Genomic DNA, 17,642 nt, shown 5'->3' with positions numbered 1-17,642 from the left:
AACTGAATGGCAAGGGTGTTACTGGCTAACGGTAGAGTCTGAAGGAAGTCTGGACTCCCCACACTTTACTAGACACCCAACAAGTTACATTATAACTTCAATTAGACCACGTCAGTGTTTATGAGCAAAGGCAAACGGTATACCCAAGAATTTAAAATTGAAGCAGTTAAACAAACCGATGAACGCGGTTATTCAGTCGCTGAAGTACCGGTTCGAGATTTTCACTAAAACGTTATATCACTAGAAAATCAATTATTTGATAAACCTAAGTCTATTAAATAGCCTAATGACCAGCTAAGGTTCGCTAAGCTCGAAGCCGAATTGAAGCGCGTTATAGGGGGCGAGACATTCTAAAAAAGGCCGTGAGTTACTTTGTCAGCAACCCCGAGTAAAGTACGGCTTTATGCAAAAGTATCACTATGTATTTTCAATTACATACACAGAGATCTCAGTGGTAAAGTCTGTATTTAAAAAGAGATAGGTTTACGCTTTGAGCGGGGGGCATCAGGTGCTTGAACAGCTTGGGGTTGGCTATCGGTTTTGTTTTGTTTATTCTTAGTTTTCTTAAACGCATTCTGCTTTTTAAGGGTGTTTTCAGCTTGTTTTTTCGTTGTCATCGGCAATTCGTCTTTGCCCCGTTTAACCACATTAACCTGAATAATATCACCATTAAATTCTATAATATCGTCGTGATAAACTTTTTTGCGTTTTTGAAATTCAACCTCGTTATTCAACAACACATAACCTTCACTAATAACAATTTTAGCCTCACCACCACCACTAACCATATTCGCTATTTTTAACAATTTGCAAAGTTCGATAGGTTGGGTAGAAACATCAATAAGCGGGAAATTTGAAGACATGTAAAGTTTAATCTTGTAGTTAACGAAAAAACTGATTATATCTTAGTTGTTTTGACATGTCGTTGTAGTATTTATAACGATTGACAGTAAATTGAGGCTAAGTAAGTAAAGTTAACAGAAATAGCAAACCAACAAAGGGCATTGGATATTACTGGAGCTCGTTCTTTGTATCATTTGTGAGTCGTATATGGAGAGCTTACCGGTGATTATTTAACGTTTAGCGGTAATTTTTTGTAGGTCGGACTTTAGTCCGTCACGTTTAAAAAGACGATTAATCTAATGAATTGGTAATTAAGAGTAGTAGGTGCTTCTGAGCTGAGTTAATCGTTAATCTATTTTTGATGGCAATTTGAATTAGGTAAATAAGAATGGTGGACGATACTGGGCTTGAACCAGTGATTCGGCGCGGGTGATAAAGGGTAGAAGGTGCTATAACTTTTATGGTTTTAAGATTTATAAGGTTTATAAATAAGAATGGTGGATGATACTGGGCTTGAACTAGTGGTTCGGCGTGGGTGATAAAGAGTAGAAGGTGCTCTAATTTTTTATTTTAAATAAATATTATAGAATTTTTAAGATAAAGAATGGTGGACGATACTGGGCTTGAATTAGTGATTCGGCGCGGGTGATAAAGGGTAGAATGTGCTATAACTTTTATGGTTTTATGGTTTTATGGTTTTAAGGTTTTAAGGTTTATAAATAAAAGTGGTGGACGATACTGGGCTTGAACCAGTGACCCCCGCCTTGTAAGGGCGGTGCTCTCCCAACTGAGCTAATCGTCCATTTTATTTATTTTAAACTTCTTTCATGGCAAAAGAAGTGGTGGACGATACTGGGTTTAAATCAGTGATTCGGCGCGGGTGATAAAAAGTAGAAGGTGATGACCTTATTTCTTTCCCACACTAAATTGTCTTCGTCACTTTTAATTAAGTGGTGGACGATACTGGGCTTGAACCAGTGACCCCCGCCTTGTAAGGGCGGTGCTCTCCCAACTGAGCTAATCGTCCATTTTTTTATTTTATACTTCTTTTAATGGTAAAAGAAGTGGTGGACGATACTGAGTTTTAATCAGTGATTCGGTGCGGGTGATAAAGAGTAGAAGGTGATGACCTTATTTCTTTCCCACACTAAATTGTTTTCGTCACTTTTAATTAAGTGGTGGACGATACTGGGCTTGAACCAGTGACCCCCGCCTTGTAAGGGCGGTGCTCTCCCAACTGAGCTAATCGTCCGATATTAAATAGTACATTCAGAGAAGTATGGTGGACGATACTGGGCTTGAACCAGTGACCCCCGCCTTGTAAGGGCGGTGCTCTCCCAACTGAGCTAATCGTCCTTCTCTGTGGGGGCGTATTATAGGGAGATCGAAAAAGCTGTCAACCTAAAGTCAGTAATTTTTTATATTTTTTTTAACTATTTAGCTTGAACGCTCTAAATTTCGACAGACTGATGGTTTTGTGAACTTTATTTTTGTTTATCATTACGGATAGCGAATAAATTTAACATGCTAAAAGGTGTATTTACTTCGCTTGCCTGATAAAATGCCGACAACTTTTTTAATTACCTTTGTTTAATTTATTCATTTAAACAAATAGATATATTTGATTGAGACTTTTATGACTTTAACAACTCGATTTGCTCCAAGCCCAACGGGATACTTACATGTTGGTGGTGCTCGTACTGCTTTATATAGCTGGCTCTATGCGCAAAAAAATGGCGGTGACTTTATTCTTAGAATAGAAGACACCGACATAGAACGTTCAACACAAGCCTCTGTTGACGCTATTATGGATGGCATGAATTGGTTAGACTTACCATGGACTCATGGGCCTTACTTTCAAACTCAACGTTTTGATCGCTATAAAGAAGTTATTGAGCAATTATTAGCTTCTGGAAACGCTTATCGTTGTTACAGCACCGCTGAAGAAGTCGACGCTATGCGTGAAGAAGCAAAAGCGAAAGGTGAAATTGAGAAATATAATGGTTTATGGCGTGAACGCACTGATTACCCAGAAGATAAGCCCTATGCTATTCGTTTTAAAAATCCGTTAGACGGCGATGTAGTTATTAAAGACATGGTTAAAGGTGATATTACGATAAGTAATGAGCAACTTGATGATTTAATTATTGCGCGTTCAGACGGAACACCTACATACAACTTAACTGTTGTTGTTGATGATTGGGATATGAAAGTTTCTCATGTGGTGCGTGGTGATGACCATATTAGTAATACACCAAAACAAATTAATATCTTAATTGCTTTAGGTGCCGCGGTACCTGAGTATGCTCATATCCCTATGATTTTGGGCGATGACGGTAAACGTTTATCGAAACGTCATGGCGCGGTTGGTGTAATGCAATATCGTGATGACGGTTACTTACCGGAAGCATTACTTAATTATTTAGTGCGTTTAGGTTGGTCACATGGCGATAAAGAAATTTTTTCTCGTGAAGAGATGATTGAGTTATTTGATCTTAAAGATTGTAATCGTGCAGCTTCAGGCTTTAATACTGATAAACTTATTTGGGTGAATCAGCATTATATGAAAACATTAGATCCTGCGTACGTTGCCACTCATCTTGCTTGGCACATGGCAGAGCAAGGGATTAATGTTGAAAATGGCCCTGCGCTTGAAGAAATAGTTAAAATACAAGCTGATCGCGTTAAAACACTAAAAGAAATGGCGCAAATTAGCCGCTACTTTTATGAAGATTTCACAGAACTTGATGCTAGCGCTGTTAAAAAACATTTACGTCCGGTTGTTAAAGCGCCATTGCTATTGGTAAAAGAGAAGTTAGCAGCGTTAACTGATTGGTCAGCGGCACCGATTCATGCCGCGATTAATGATACTGCGACAGAGCTTGAAGTCGGTATGGGTAAAGTAGGCATGCCATTGCGTGTTGCGGCAACGGGGGGGGGGAATTCACCGTCGTTGGACATTACCTTAGCATTATTAGACCAACAAAAAGTTTTGGCGAGAATTGATCAAGCAATTGCTGTGGTTGATGCTCGTATCGCCAATAGTTAATTTATACACTTAACGTGTTACGAAAAAATAATAACCCAAAGCCAGCGTAACTGCTGGCTTTTTATTTTCATGATGTAGTTATCTTTGTAGGTCGGCATTTATGCCGTCATTTTGACGGGCTGAAGCCCGACCTACAAAGTACATTAATAACATTGGATATTAGATACACAAAAGCCAGTGTCAATGCTGGCTTTTTATTTTTAAGGTGGAGTTATCTTTGTAGGTCGGCATTTATGCCGTCATTTTTACGGGCTGAAGCCCGACCTACAAAGTACATTAATAACATTGGATATTAGATACACAAAAGCCAGTGTCAATGCTGGCTTTTTATTTTTAAGGTGGAGTTATCTTTGTAGGTCGGCATTTATGCCGTCATTTTTACGTGCTGAAACCCGACCTACAAAGTACATTAATAACATTGGATATTAGATACACAAAAGCCAGCTTGAATGCTGGCTTTTTATTTTTATGGTGTAGTTATCATTGTAGGTCGGCATTTATGCCGTCATTTTGACGGGCTGAAGCCCGACCTACAAAATACATTAATAACATTGGATATTAGATACACAAAAGCCAGCGTAACTGCTGGCTTTTTACTTTCATGATGTAGTTATCTTTGTAGGTCGGCATTTATGCCGTCATTTATAAAGCTTAAGCCTATCCAACATGAATAGATACACACTTGAAACAATAATAATTAAAACTTAGTTGTATCAGTAAATAAACCAACTTTTAAATCTTTTGCTGTATAGATAACTCTACCGTCAACAGAAACGGTACCGTCAGCAATACCCATAAATAGTTTACGTTTAATCACGCGTTTTAAGGTGATTTTGTAAGTTACTTTTTTAGCTGTTGGTAAAATTTGACCAGTGAATTTAACTTCACCTACACCTAATGCACGTCCGTGACCTGGGCCGCCTGACCATGCTAAGAAGAAACCGGTTAATTGCCACATGGCGTCTAAACCTAAACAACCAGGCATTACCGGGTCACCTTTGAAATGACAATCGAAAAACCAAAGGTCAGGGGTTATGTCTAATTCAGCAATAATTTCGCCTTTACCATGTTCACCGCCATCATCTGTAATGCTAACAATTCTATCCATCATTAACATATTGTCAGAGGGTAATTGACTATTACCGGGGCCAAACATTTCACCAGTACCAGCTTTTACTAGGTCTTCTTTTGAGAACGAATTTTGTTGTTCCATGTGATCACTTAGATTTATTAATAATTTCAAAGACGTTACTTTAGCGAACACTTGTACGCTAAACAACTCCGAACAGTTAAATAAATCAATATTTTACTTAACAATTGCTGATAAATTTGCCAGAATTGGTTATGCGTAACCGATGGTGTTTTAAACTTAAATTAGGTAACTTATTGATGAATATTAAAAAGAAAGCGTTAACTAATGCTGAGAAACAAAAACGTTATCGTGAACGACAAAAAGACCGTGGTAAGAAAGAAATGCGCGGTTACCTCTCACCTGAAGCACAAAAATGCTACGAATTGATTGCCGATCAAACAAAGTGGAATGACAGTATTATTTTAAGTAATGCGGTTCGATTGACTTATGCGGCCTATAAAAATGGTCAAATTGGCTTATTAAATAACTGGCTGAATAAAAATGACCTATAATTAGTCCGTTCAATTGGCTTGATTGAGATAACTAAATTTTTCAAAAAGCTGAATTTAGATTGTGTTAAAGCCCTATTCGCTATATTATTTTGTCTTAACTCCGCTACTTTTTATAAAGTATTCATAAGGTAATCCTACGTTGATAAATGTTTTGTTAGTTGATGACCATGAGTTGGTTCGTACTGGAATACGAAAAATACTGGACGAAGTAAAAGGACTTAAGGTGATTGGTGAAGCCAAAACAGGCGAGGAAGCCGTGCAGTTTTGTCGTAAAATTGAGCCGAATGTTGTTCTGATGGATATGAACATGCCCGGTATTGGCGGCTTACAAGCGACGAAAAAAATCATTCGTTATGCACCCGATGTAAAAGTTATTGTGTTAACCGTATATAGTGAGGACCCCATTCCAACAAAAGTCATGCAGATTGGCGCAGCAGGTTACCTGACTAAAGGAGCTGGCCCTGATGAGATGATTAATGCGATTCGAGCTGTTAACAGTGGTCAACGCTATATAACACCAGAAATTGCCCAACAAATGGCGTTAAGCCAATTTAAATCTCCCGATGAAAACCCTTTCAGTAGTTTATCTGAACGCGAATTACAAATTATGTTAATGATCACTCGGGGCGAAAAAGTACCTAATATTTCTGAGCAATTAGTACTGAGCACAAAAACGATTAACAGCTACCGTTACCGTATGTTTGAAAAGCTTAATGTTGGTAATGATGTTGAGTTAACACATTTAGCGATTCGTCATGGTATGTTGAAAACTGAAGTTTTTTAGCCTTGTCTGAGAAAATCTTATCAAATGATGAAACCTTATTTGATCATAAAGCCTTTTTAGCCGCCGTTTCCGAACAAGCCGGGGTTTATCGTATGTACGATATAACCCAAACGGTGATTTATGTTGGTAAGGCTAAACAATTAAAAAAACGTCTGGCGAGTTATTTTCGCAAAGATGTTGGTAGTAATAAAACTCGCGCCCTAGTTAAACAAATATCCGCTATAGACGTTACCGTTACCCATACGGAAGGTGAAGCGCTGATCCTTGAAAATAATTATATTAAGAAGTACCAACCGAAATATAATATTTTACTGCGTGATGATAAATCTTACCCGTACTTATTGATTACCGATCATAAACATCCGAAATTAGGCTTACACCGTGGTGGTAAGAAAGTTAAAGGCGATTATTTTGGCCCATACCCGACCGTAGGTGCAGTCTGGGAGAGCTTGCGCCTTATGCAAAAGCTTTTTCCGTTGAGGCAGTGTGAGGACAGTTATTATCGGGCGAGAAGTCGCCCATGTTTGCAACATCAACTGGGGCGTTGTTCTGCCCCTTGTGTTGATAAAATATCGCCAAGTGATTATCAAAAGCAAGTTCAGTTAGCTAAGTTGTTTCTCAAGGGCAAAAGCAACAAAGTAATTGAACATTTGGTCGAGAACATGGAGAACGCCAGTAAAACGTTAAACTTTGAGCATGCGGCAAAGTATAGAGACCAAATAGCTACCTTACGAAAAGTTCAGCAACAGCAATTTGTCAGTGGCTCGGCTGCAGAAATGGATGTGATAGGGTTACATCGTCATAAATCTCAAGCTTGTATCCATTTATTATTTGTTCGAGAGCATAAAATATTAGGCAGTAAAAGTTATTTCCCAACGGTGCCGGTAGATACTAGCGATGCGGAAATAATTGCGGCTTTTATCAGTCAACACTATATTGGCAATGATTTGAACTTAGGCGCTATCCCAAAAGAAATCATTATTCCTGAGGCAATTGAAAGTCAGCAAGAGATAATTAAGGTTATTAGCGACCAAGCCGAGCATGATGTAAAGATGTCGCATAATGTTCGCACTGAGCGTGCACAGTACCTTAAATTAGCTTGTACGAATGCTGCGACCGCTTTAATGACTAGAAACTCTCATAAAGAGTCGATGCAAGCAAGATTTTCAGCGTTAAATGAAGTGTTTGAATTAACCAATGGTATATCGCGCATTGAATGTTTTGATATTAGCCACACTATGGGACAACAAACCGTGGCGTCAAATGTAGTGTTTGACCAAGAAGGGCCATTAAAAAGCGATTATCGGCGTTATAACGTGCACGGTATTACCCCAGGCGATGATTATGCGGCCATGGCGTTTGCTTTAGATAAACGTTACAGCAAAGTGACCAGTGAAGAAAAAATGCCTGACATTATTTTTATTGATGGTGGTAAAGGGCAGTTAGCTAAGGCTGAAGATTTTTTTGCTGGCATTGATCAAGTAAAAACACCGTTATTGGTTGGTGTTGCTAAAGGTGAGTCGAGAAAACCGGGGCTTGAAACATTAATTTTAGCAGGTAGCCATCAATTAATATCGTTGCCTGCCACATCTCCGGCTTTACATTTAGTGCAGCATATACGTGATGAGTCTCACCGCTTCGCAATTACTGGACACCGAGCCAAACGACAAAAGGCCAGTAAAAAGTCAACATTAGAAACCATTCCAGGAATAGGGGCTAAGAAAAGACAAGCCCTTTTACAGTATTTGGGTGGCTTACAAGAAGTTTTAAAGGCAGATAGAGCAACGTTGGAAAAAGTGCCAGGTGTGAGTAAAGTGTTGGCGGAAAATATTTATGACGCCTTGCATGACAATTAGTCCTCGATCTGTGTAAAATGTCTGTAATACCCATTGAGGTATTTATTATTTCAATGAGGTTAAGCTCAATTCAATCTTGATCAGCTAACGATAAGAATATAAGACATATTATGTGGACAATCCCCAACCAAATTACATTATTTAGAATTGTGTTAATCCCGGTTTTTATCGTGGTATTTTATTTACCGGTATCGTGGAATCATTTTGGCGCATTTGTTGTCTTTTGGTTCGCTGCTGTTAGTGATGCACTTGATGGTTACTTAGCTCGAAAACTTAATCAGTCGTCGGCATTTGGGGCATTCATCGACCCCGTTGCAGATAAATTAATGGTAGTTGCTGCATTAGTTATTCTTATCCAAGACTTGCAAGTTTGGTGGATTTCGATTTCAGCGATATTAATGATAGCGCGTGAAATATTTATTAGTGCCTTACGTGAGTTTATGTCTTCACGTGGTAAAAGAGACATAATTGCTGTTTCACAAATGGGAAAATATAAAACGGCGGCACAAATGTTAGGTATTATGGGATTAATTTGGTATCCAACTTATGATATACCGTTAATTTTATTTGAATTTCCGCATGAAATATTACTTTTTGCTGCTTTTAGTTTTTATGCGATTGCTACAGTGCTTACTTTTTGGTCAATGGTAATTTATTTTAAAGCGGCTTGGCCAGAGTTAAGTAAGTAATTAGTCGTTAAATAGGGCATTTTTAGTTAAAAAAACACCAGATTAGTCGCTTTTTGAGCAGTCGAAATAAAATTGATATTAAAGGGTTGACTCATAAGTTTTTCAATGTAGAATGCGTTTCCAGTTGACAGGGAGTCAGCAGATGAAGCGGCTGTAGCTCAGCTGGTAGAGCATCACGTTGCCAACGTGAATGTCACGAGTTCGAGTCTCGTTAGCCGCTCCAATTTCTCTTTAAGAGAAATAATCTAAGGAATACTACCTTACTCGTAGTTGATGAAAATGGCGGGTTGGCAGAGTGGCCATGCACCGGATTGCAAATCCGATTACCTCGGTTCGACTCCGGGACCCGCCTCCACATTGCCCGAGTGGTGGAATTGGTAGACACAAGGGATTTAAAATCCCTCGCTTGTAAGAGTGTGCCGGTTCAAGTCCGGCCTCGGGTACCATTTCATTAGTACAGTAGGGGTGTTAATACATATTGGCGTATGTATAGAGTGAATTTAAAATATGAAGCGGCTGTAGCTCAGCTGGTAGAGCATCACGTTGCCAACGTGAATGTCACGAGTTCGAGTCTCGTTAGCCGCTCCAAATTTTAAATAGGTAAAAATCTTAATTTTTTGTGATGAATTAAGACCATGAAGCGGCTGTAGCTCAGCTGGTAGAGCATCACGTTGCCAACGTGAATGTCACGAGTTCGAGTCTCGTTAGCCGCTCCAAATTTGATAACTTTTGTTATCACAGTAGGGTCCCAATCTCTACTATAAAAAAAACTCTCGTTGCCCGAGTGGTGGAATTGGTAGACACAAGGGATTTAAAATCCCTCGCTTGTAAGAGTGTGCCGGTTCAAGTCCGGCCTCGGGTACCATTACTGATTTATCAGTTAGATGTTTTTTTAAAATCTACGAAGCGGCTGTAGCTCAGCTGGTAGAGCATCACGTTGCCAACGTGAATGTCACGAGTTCGAGTCTCGTTAGCCGCTCCAAATTCGATAGTTTTACTATCAAAGTAGGGTCCCAATCTCTACTATAAAAAATACTCTCGTTGCCCGAGTGGTGGAATTGGTAGACACAAGGGATTTAAAATCCCTCGCTTGTAAGAGTGTGCCGGTTCAAGTCCGGCCTCGGGTACCATCACTGATTAATTCAGTAAATTGTATTTTTAAATATCTCAATACTCCTTAAGAAAATTCTGGTTAATATTCTTACTATCTCCGCTTTTAAAGTTTTTTTACTACTTCCCGTTTTAAACATTTATAGCACTTTCACTCTTTATCTGATCCATTTTATTGGTGAGAATAGCCCATTACTTCAATATTATTTTAATGTTGTTGTAGTTACACTTATTAACATAGTGCAAGTGGCTTTTCGCATAGTATTACTTTAATTTTCAATACGATAAAAACCTTATACCCTAATTTCGAGAACTTAGTATGACATTACAAAAATCAATTATCGCCACTGCTATCGCGTTGGCCGCTTTTAATACTCATTCTGCCTCTTTTCAGTTAAACGAAACAAGTGCCTCTGGCTTGGGTCGTGCTTTTGCCGGTGATGCGGTGATTGCTGACGATGCCGCTGTGTTAGCACGTAACCCAGCAGCAATGGCGTTATTCGACAAAAAATCTTTATCACTATCGGCAACGTATATTGATCCAGGTGTTAAAGTTGAAGGTATTAATGCACCCGATATACTGGGTGCAGGTTACAACGTAAATGAGCTTGATCAAGATGGAGTTGTACCCAGTGCTATTATTCCTGCCGCGTATTTTATTAACCCAGTAAATGATACTTTCGCCTATGGTTTAGCTATTAATTCAAACTATGGTTTAAAAAGTGAATACGAAAAAGATTATGCTGCAGGCTCTATTGGTGGCAAAACAGATTTAAAAACGATCAATGCTAACATCAGTGGCTCTTACCGCGTTAATGAACAGCTTAGTCTAGGCTTAGGCTTGAATGTTGTCTATGGTGAAGCCGAGCTTATTAGGCATGCAGGTAAGGTGCTAGAAAGTGGTATTACAATTCCTGGCGTTGGTTTAGTGTTTCCACCGGTACCAACGAGCACTGAAGTTGTAAATATGTCGGGTGACGATTTTGGCTATGGTTGGAATGTTGGTGTTGTTTATGAAATTAATAGTGATCACAGGATTGCTTTCGCTTATCGAAGCAAAGTAGAACTTGCGTTTGAGGGCGACTATACTGGTTTGGGGACACCGACAGAAGATGGTAGTTTAACTATTGATATGCCATCGATAGCTGAGTTCTCAGGTTTTCATCAATTGACGACTCAATGGGTAGCACATTACAGCGTAATGTTCACTCAGTGGTCTAGCTTTGAAAAACTTGAAGCTTATGCGGGCAATGAGTTAGCCTTTGAAAAGCAAGAAAGTTTTGAAGATACTTATCGCTTCGCATTAGGCGCAACATATAATCTTAATCAAGAAGTAACATTGAGAATGGGTGTGGCATTCGATCAGTCTGCGGCAGTAGAACATCGTTCAATTTCAATACCGGATAGTGACCGCCTTTGGTATAGTGCCGGTGCGACATACCAGTTAAATGACACGGACAGTGTCGATTTTGGTATTTCGTATGTTAATGGTGACAATGTTGTGGTTACAGAAGAAGACGCTTTATTAGCTGCTTTACCTGATGCATTAAGCCCTTTTGTGGGCAATAAAGACTGGAGTTTTAGCTCAGAAGGGAACGCATGGCTTTTAGCGGTGCAGTATAACAAAAGCTTTTAAATAAATTGCTACAAGCTATTATATGAAATTGGTATTATTTAAGTTGTTTTTGAATACTATATTTTCATTTTAATTTATTTAGCCGGTATGGTGCTTTTTAGATTTAAGCCAATCGTGAAAACGGTTGGCTTTTCAATTGCTTTAAAAGAATTTACCATGATGACTAACGGGTATGTCCCTCTACTTTTACAGTGTTTTATTATTCACTTTAAATCTTCATGCTATTGATTATAAATAATTTATTTTTTTATTATTGAGTGCACCAGTTATTATCTAGAGATGTCACTATAATTTTTACAAAACCATCCTACAATATTTTCTATTTATAAGCTTAAAGTTGTGTCTTATTTTTTTACATTATATTGACCTAATAACAGCAGCTTACAAATTAATCTAATGCTATACTTTTGACATTAAACGATATATTAATACCAAGTATTTACATTTAGGAGAGTTTTTATGGCACAGCAAGGTTCTGGCGGTAATGTATTAGCAGCGATTTGCAGTCTTTTTATTCCGGGTTTAGGCCAATTAGTACAAGGTCGTATAATTCCTGCTATTTTGTTTTTTGTTTTTGCGAGTATTTTTTGGGGTCTTTCATGGTTAGTGTTCCCTATTGTGTTTGCGGGGATTACACATTTGTGGGCAATTATTGATGCTGCAAAATTTTCCAGTGGTAATAACTTATGAAAGCTTTAAAAATTATAAATAGTGCGGTTTCAAAATTAACCTTCGTTGTAATTACGCTTGTGTTGCTTGTAGGGTGTCAGTCTGCTTATTATTCTGCCATGGAAAAAGTAGGTGTGCATAAGCGCGATATTATGCTTGATAGAGTTGAAGATGCACAGACGTCTCAAGAAGATGCCCAGGTGCAGTTCAAATCTGCATTGGAACAACTGTCTCAATTGATAAGTTACGATGGTGGAGATTTGGCTGCACAATATGAACTGGTTAATGAGCAATATCTCGCCAGTAAAGCGTCAGCTGATGAAGTCTCTTCTCGTATTGATGCTATTGAAAGCGTTGCTGATGCATTGTTCGATGAATGGAACGAAGAAATTCAACAATATTCTAGTAACAGTTTAAAACAACAAAGTCAGCAAAAATTGAGAAAAACTGAACGGACTTACCAAACCTTAATTAAGTCTATGTACAGAGCTAAAGATAGAATGGCACCAGTATTATCAGCTTTAAAAGATAATAGTTTATATCTTAAGCATAACTTAAATGCCCAAGCTATTGGCGCATTACAAGTTGAGTATATAACCATTAAACGTGATGTTGAGTCTTTAGTGGCAGACATGAGTAAAGCTATAGAGCAGTCTCAGCAATTTATCGACTTGTTAAAAACCGAGTAGCTTGTTAAGCTTTTTATTATACGGACTATCGTGCTTACGTTGCGATAGTCCGTTTTACCTTTAAATTACGTAAATTAGTACAGGTGCAATAACCAATAGGTTGTTATCGGCCTTGTTATCTCGTCAATGTATAGGAATCTAGTATGGGCCGTTATTTTAAACGCCTTCTTCAAATTTTAGTGATCAGTTTTATTGTTATTTATCTGCTTGTTTGGCTACTTTCACCAACGATAATTCGCTACGTTATAAATACTTATGGCTTACCAAAACCTTTGCTACTTACTGATACATCTAGTATTCGCTATAACCCATTTACAGCACATTTAACGATAAGCGATTTAGAAGTAAAAACTCATGAGCAAGCTAGTGCACTTAAACTGCAAAGCCTTAACGCTGAAGTTCATTTGTACCAATTATTTTTTGATAAAATTTATGTCGCAGAGTTTACTCTTAATGGCATATTTATCCCTGTAACGGTGAACGAGTCGTCACTCAATATAGCGGGTTTTGAGCTAATGTCTGAAAACCCTGTGCCAGTGGAAGCAGAGCCTGAAGTGGAGCCAGAAGGCACCAATTTTCCTTATCAAGTTATCGTGCCCGAATTCTCTTTGACCGATGCCCATATTGAATTGCTGTATTTTTCACAAAAACATAATATTCAATTAGATTCATTTTTTTTGCAGAACATTTTACTGTCACAAAATGTTCAAGATATTAAATTAAATTTAGTTAGCCATTTAAACGGCGCACCAATAGAAATAGCCATAGATGGTAGTTTACTGAAACAACAAGGTGAAATTAGTGTTGAGCTTAATGCTAAAAATATTGAATTAATTGCGGCAAAGGCATTTTTACCGCCAACCATATTATCGCTTGAAGGCAAAGTTAGTTATGCTAGCAAATTTAATATTGCCATCAACGAAGCAGAGACGTTAATCAATATTAATAAACTAATATTGACGGTTGAAGATCTTTTGGTTAACCAGGAAGGATTAGCGCTTTCGGTTAAAAAACAAAACATTGAGATCCAAAATACCAAGTCGTTATTGCCTGTAACATCAGCTTTGAATGCTGACGATAAGGTAAAAAAAGCTGACAAAAATAATATTACACTCAGTAAAGAGCAAACATCAGTTAATATTAATGACTTGTTAGTGAGCGTTGAGGGCTTGCATGTAGAGCAAAATAATATTGCTATCGATATTAACAGTCAAAAGGTTCAAGCTAACAATTTAGCTGTTTTATTACCGGCAAATAATCCGATTAGCGTCGATGCAATATTAGACGTTACTGTTGACGGCATTGCGGCAAAGTCGATAGAAACTGAAGCAATATTAGCTGAAATTGCGACATTATCAGTTAATCATATTGTACTGCAATATCAGCAAGATATTGCGAAGGTCAATATTGAAAGTGTAGACGTTGCCAAGAGTCAGTTTTCAAAAAATATTCAGCAAAATATGCCTGCTTTAGCCGCATTTAATGGTTTATCGGTAAATAACATCGAATATACACCTGAGCTTATTGCCATTAATGACATTAGCTTGTCTGGCCTTGTGGCTAATGTTTTATTAGATAAAGATAAACAATTGTCTACGCTAGTTGCCTTAGCTAGTCCTGATGATATAAAAAGTAATGCCACTGAGCAAGATAGTAATAACACTGAGCAAGATAGCACGGTGCTTGATAAAGAGCTGACAGTACCTGCGGTTGTAACAGAAGAAGCGAGTAAACCGGCTAAGCAAGTATTTAGAATAGGCAAATTTACTTTGCTTGATGACGCTCAAATAGATTTTAAAGACAGCAGTGTTAATCCGCATTATGAGCGTAATGTTAATATTACTCATTTGCTTTTGTCTGATATCGATACTGGCAAACCTGAGCAAGAAGTGATACTTGATATTCAAGGTAAAAGCGATACCTACGCTAATTTTGATATAAAAGGGCGTGGTGTACCGTTTGCAGAACAACAAAAATTTAAATTAAATGCTGTCATTAAAGAGCTAAGTTTACCTGGCGTTTCTAGCTATATTAAGCAGGCTTTAAAATATGAGATTGAAAGCGGGCAGCTTGATCTGACTATTGCAGCGGGCTTGACCGGTAATAAAATTAATGGCGATGTTGATATATTACTGCGAGGTGTAGAGTTTACCGCCGCTGATGATAATGAACGAGGGGCAATATCAGACGGGTTTAGTGTGCCGTTTAATGTAGCTTTAGGAATGTTAAAAGATTCCGATGGTAACGTTGAACTGTCATTGCCATTAAAAGGTGATACGAATTCACCTTCTTTTGGATTATCGGGTTTACTAACCTTGCTGGTGAAACAAGCGACGATGTCAGCAGCGAAAGATTACTTAATCACAACGTTTGTACCTTATGCCAGTGTAATGAAAGTGGCTATGGCGGCAGGTGAGTTTGCACTTAAATTGAGAATTAACGACTTAGTTTATCCGGCTACTGCCACCGAGTTAAATGCTGAACAACTAGAATTTAGTCGCCAAATGTCGGTGATGCTAGCAGATAGAGGCAACATAAATGTTAAACTTTGTGCTGTGGCCACGGCGAGTGATATTGAATTAGAGGATGCCGAACAAGCACACCTACCAGAAAATATTGCTCGTTTAAGCAAAATATCGCAACAACGTGTCGATTTATTTAAAGCGCATTTAGTAGAGCAATTAAAAGTGCCTTCAGCGCGGCTATTATTTTGTAAACCGCAAATAGATACCTCAAAAGGGGCTAAATCACGAATAAAATTCGTTATTTAAAATAAATTACAGCGTTGTGATTTGTTAAATCAACATGGTTAGTGCTAACGAATAAACCTTAGTCGTTAGCACTAACCATAGAGCTCACTTAAATTGTGATAATACCGAATTGATTAATTGAGTAAAACTCACGATTTATCAGCTTTCATTTTAATGTATTTAACCTATAAAATTATCGGTGCAGATGAATATTAACCTAGCTAGAATCTCTACTATTATTACGTTTGAAATAGTACGTTTGTTTAAAACTAAACGTGGATTATTGGCGTTATTAGCCTTTGCCACTATCTGGTTTATTATTCTGTACTACTTTGTTAGCTCAGCGTCAGCGACTGTTACTTCGCATTCATTTGAAAGTATGGCGGAAAAATTATTTGGTGCGTTAGGACTTTCAGCCTTGCTAGATTGGCCGGTAGCTGAATACGCTATTTATTGGTTGGTGGCGATATATTTTTTTCCAAGTTTTGCCTTGTTGGTATGTAGCGATCAATTTTGCTCAGATAAGCAACGTGGCACATTAAGATTTATCACGTTACGCACAACCAGAGCTGAGTTAGTGCTGGGCCGTTATTTAGGCCAATTGCTGATTATGGCGATACTAATATTGTTGACTTCGATTGCGACTACAATATTAGCCAGTGTGCGAGATATCAGCCTGTTATCTGATAGTATATGGCTTGGCAGTAAGTTATCTTTAGAGATATTGATCGTGGTTATGCCATTTATTGCGCTAATGTCGCTGCTAAATACTTTTGTAACGTCAGCAAGACTGGCGATAGTAGCCGCAACCTTATTCTTTGCGTTAGGGCCTTTAATTGTTACTTTTATTGAATATCAATTTGGCCAAACATTTTATCTCAATTTATTATTCCCAGGTGAGCAAATAAGCCGTGTTTTGTCTCAAAGTAGTGTTGGTGTTAGCCAATACCTATTACCTTTAATACAGACTGTTGTATTGCTTATCACAAGCCATTTAATTATGAAGCGAGCATCATTATGAGTTTAATTATCGATGTTCAACAAGTAACGAAAAATTATGGTCATAACAAGGCATTGAACAAAGTCGAATTTGCATTAGAAAAAGGCGCACCAGTAGCTTTGGTTGGACCTAATGGTGCAGGTAAAACGACTTTATTTAGTTTGCTATGTGGCTATATTCAGCCGTCGTCAGGCAAGATTAGTATTTTAGGCCATAAACCTGGACATGCTGCGCTTTTCGGACGTTTGTCAGCCCTACCTCAAGACGCGCAATTAGATCCTAGGTTCACCATTGCGACGCAATTAAGTTTTTATTCGCGATTACAAGGTATGAGTCATAAATTGGCCAAGAGCGATACGGTTAGAGTGCTTGAGATGGTCGGCTTATCGGATGCGCTTAATAGTCTGCCCAGTGAGTTATCGCACGGTATGCGTAAACGTGCAACTATAGCGCAAGCCTTATTAGGAAACCCTGAAATTGTTATGCTCGATGAAGCCACAGCAGGGCTTGATCCTGCGAATGCGAGGGAGATACGCGCCATTGTTGCTGAACATGCAAGTGAAGTTAACTTTATTTTAAGCTCTCATGATCTTAGTGAACTTGAACGTTTATGTGATCAGGTACTTTATCTTGAAAACGGTATTTTAAAGCAGCATCAAACACATGGTAATAAAGAGGGTGTGCGATTTATCACGCTTAGAATGAAACACCACCAGAGCGATGTTCTGTCTGCACTCAAGCAAATACCAGGGGTTAGCCAAGTTGATATGACACAAGATAGAGAATATTTACTGGTCATTGATAATCAGCATGGCCAGATAAATATTGAAGTAGATTTATTAACACTTTTAGCCAAAAACAATTGGACTTATAACCAGCTTATTAATGGTAAAACACTAGAGAACCAACTGTTTTAAAAATTA

13 protein-coding genes, 12 tRNA genes and 1 pseudogene are annotated in these 17,642 nt (G+C 38.2%); 20 read left to right on the top strand and 6 right to left on the bottom strand.

Translation table 11 applies throughout. The annotated features are described in order from the left end of the window. Positions 1-120 precede the first annotated feature (120 nt). Positions 121-216 (top strand): annotated as a pseudogene (locus B5D82_RS19955) (transposase); the annotation flags it as partial. Positions 217-467: 251 nt separating this feature from the next. Here the strand turns inward: B5D82_RS19955 and B5D82_RS18720 are convergent. The 5 genes from B5D82_RS18720 to B5D82_RS18700 all read right to left on the bottom strand — a co-directional run bounded on the left by B5D82_RS18720 (position 468) and on the right by B5D82_RS18700 (position 2,199). Beyond that, positions 468-863 carry an RNA-binding S4 domain-containing protein gene (locus tag B5D82_RS18720; RefSeq protein WP_081153849.1) on the bottom strand — a complete coding sequence of 132 codons (396 nt, stop codon included), beginning with the start codon at positions 861-863 and terminating at the stop codon, positions 468-470. 706 nt (positions 864-1,569) lie between these two features. Beyond that, positions 1,570-1,645, bottom strand: a tRNA-Val gene (locus B5D82_RS18715). Between the two features lie 149 nt (positions 1,646-1,794). Beyond that, positions 1,795-1,870, bottom strand: a tRNA-Val gene (locus B5D82_RS18710). A 149-nt stretch (positions 1,871-2,019) separates the two neighbouring features. Continuing rightward, positions 2,020-2,095: transfer RNA gene (locus tag B5D82_RS18705), tRNA-Val, on the bottom strand. A gap of 28 nt (positions 2,096-2,123) precedes the next feature. Then, positions 2,124-2,199 (bottom strand) — tRNA-Val (locus tag B5D82_RS18700). A gap of 280 nt (positions 2,200-2,479) precedes the next feature. Between B5D82_RS18700 and gltX the strand changes: the two genes are divergently transcribed. Continuing rightward, positions 2,480-3,892, top strand: coding sequence for a glutamate--tRNA ligase (gene gltX / locus B5D82_RS18695; RefSeq protein ID WP_081153847.1), 1,413 nt, complete (start codon positions 2,480-2,482; stop codon positions 3,890-3,892). 697 nt (positions 3,893-4,589) lie between these two features. Here gltX and fabA read toward each other — a convergent pair. Then, the gene (fabA, locus tag B5D82_RS18690; protein ID WP_081153845.1) at positions 4,590-5,105 is read right to left on the bottom strand and encodes a bifunctional 3-hydroxydecanoyl-ACP dehydratase/trans-2-decenoyl-ACP isomerase; all 516 of its coding nucleotides are present in this window, start codon (positions 5,103-5,105) and stop codon (positions 4,590-4,592) included. A gap of 176 nt (positions 5,106-5,281) precedes the next feature. Here fabA and B5D82_RS18685 point away from each other — a divergent pair, with 176 nt between their 5' ends. From B5D82_RS18685 to B5D82_RS18600, 18 genes are all read left to right on the top strand, one after another. Beyond that, positions 5,282-5,536, top strand: coding sequence for an anticodon-binding domain-containing protein (locus B5D82_RS18685; RefSeq protein WP_172820659.1), 255 nt, complete (start codon positions 5,282-5,284; stop codon positions 5,534-5,536). A gap of 139 nt (positions 5,537-5,675) precedes the next feature. Then, positions 5,676-6,320, top strand: coding sequence for a UvrY/SirA/GacA family response regulator transcription factor (gene uvrY / locus B5D82_RS18680; RefSeq protein WP_081153843.1), 645 nt, complete (start codon positions 5,676-5,678; stop codon positions 6,318-6,320). A 2-nt stretch (positions 6,321-6,322) separates the two neighbouring features. Then, on the top strand, positions 6,323-8,176 hold the full coding sequence (gene uvrC / locus B5D82_RS18675; RefSeq protein ID WP_281255935.1) for an excinuclease ABC subunit UvrC: 1,854 nt from the start codon (positions 6,323-6,325) through the stop codon (positions 8,174-8,176). A gap of 110 nt (positions 8,177-8,286) precedes the next feature. Continuing rightward, positions 8,287-8,865 carry a CDP-diacylglycerol--glycerol-3-phosphate 3-phosphatidyltransferase gene (pgsA, locus tag B5D82_RS18670; protein WP_094122833.1) on the top strand — a complete coding sequence of 193 codons (579 nt, stop codon included), beginning with the start codon at positions 8,287-8,289 and terminating at the stop codon, positions 8,863-8,865. A 147-nt stretch (positions 8,866-9,012) separates the two neighbouring features. Then, a tRNA-Gly gene (locus B5D82_RS18665) sits at positions 9,013-9,088 on the top strand. Between the two features lie 58 nt (positions 9,089-9,146). After that, positions 9,147-9,220, top strand: a tRNA-Cys gene (locus tag B5D82_RS18660). Between the two features lie 4 nt (positions 9,221-9,224). Further along, positions 9,225-9,311: transfer RNA gene (locus B5D82_RS18655), tRNA-Leu, on the top strand. 66 nt (positions 9,312-9,377) lie between these two features. Then, positions 9,378-9,453: transfer RNA gene (locus tag B5D82_RS18650), tRNA-Gly, on the top strand. Positions 9,454-9,505: 52 nt separating this feature from the next. Next, positions 9,506-9,581 (top strand) — tRNA-Gly (locus tag B5D82_RS18645). A 62-nt stretch (positions 9,582-9,643) separates the two neighbouring features. Then, positions 9,644-9,730, top strand: a tRNA-Leu gene (locus tag B5D82_RS18640). A 41-nt stretch (positions 9,731-9,771) separates the two neighbouring features. Next, positions 9,772-9,847: transfer RNA gene (locus B5D82_RS18635), tRNA-Gly, on the top strand. Between the two features lie 61 nt (positions 9,848-9,908). Beyond that, positions 9,909-9,995 (top strand) — tRNA-Leu (locus tag B5D82_RS18630). A 299-nt stretch (positions 9,996-10,294) separates the two neighbouring features. Beyond that, positions 10,295-11,611, top strand: a complete 1,317-nt coding sequence (locus tag B5D82_RS18625) for an outer membrane protein transport protein (protein WP_081153839.1) — start codon at positions 10,295-10,297, stop codon at positions 11,609-11,611. A 459-nt stretch (positions 11,612-12,070) separates the two neighbouring features. After that, the gene (locus B5D82_RS18620) at positions 12,071-12,301 is read left to right on the top strand and encodes a hypothetical protein (RefSeq protein ID WP_081153837.1); all 231 of its coding nucleotides are present in this window, start codon (positions 12,071-12,073) and stop codon (positions 12,299-12,301) included. After that, complete coding sequence (locus tag B5D82_RS18615) at positions 12,298-12,969, top strand: DUF2959 domain-containing protein (RefSeq protein WP_081153834.1); 672 nt, start codon at positions 12,298-12,300, stop codon at positions 12,967-12,969. Before B5D82_RS18620 ends, B5D82_RS18615 begins: the two co-directional genes overlap by 4 nt. 143 nt (positions 12,970-13,112) lie before the next feature. Next, positions 13,113-15,740: a DUF748 domain-containing protein gene (locus B5D82_RS18610; RefSeq protein WP_081153832.1), complete on the top strand. Its 2,628-nt coding sequence runs from the start codon at positions 13,113-13,115 to the stop codon at positions 15,738-15,740. 184 nt (positions 15,741-15,924) lie between these two features. Then, positions 15,925-16,740 carry a hypothetical protein gene (locus tag B5D82_RS18605; RefSeq protein WP_081153830.1) on the top strand — a complete coding sequence of 272 codons (816 nt, stop codon included), beginning with the start codon at positions 15,925-15,927 and terminating at the stop codon, positions 16,738-16,740. Further along, positions 16,737-17,636: an ABC transporter ATP-binding protein gene (locus tag B5D82_RS18600; RefSeq protein ID WP_081153828.1), complete on the top strand. Its 900-nt coding sequence runs from the start codon at positions 16,737-16,739 to the stop codon at positions 17,634-17,636. Before B5D82_RS18605 ends, B5D82_RS18600 begins: the two co-directional genes overlap by 4 nt. The last annotated feature ends 6 nt before the right edge of the window (positions 17,637-17,642 follow it).

The sequence above is a fragment of the Cognaticolwellia beringensis genome, assembly GCF_002076895.1.
In the GTDB taxonomy this organism is placed as follows: domain Bacteria; phylum Pseudomonadota; class Gammaproteobacteria; order Enterobacterales; family Alteromonadaceae; genus Cognaticolwellia; species Cognaticolwellia beringensis.
The sequence above is the reverse complement of the archived record's forward strand: the minus strand, read 5'-3'. Positions and strand labels throughout refer to the sequence as shown.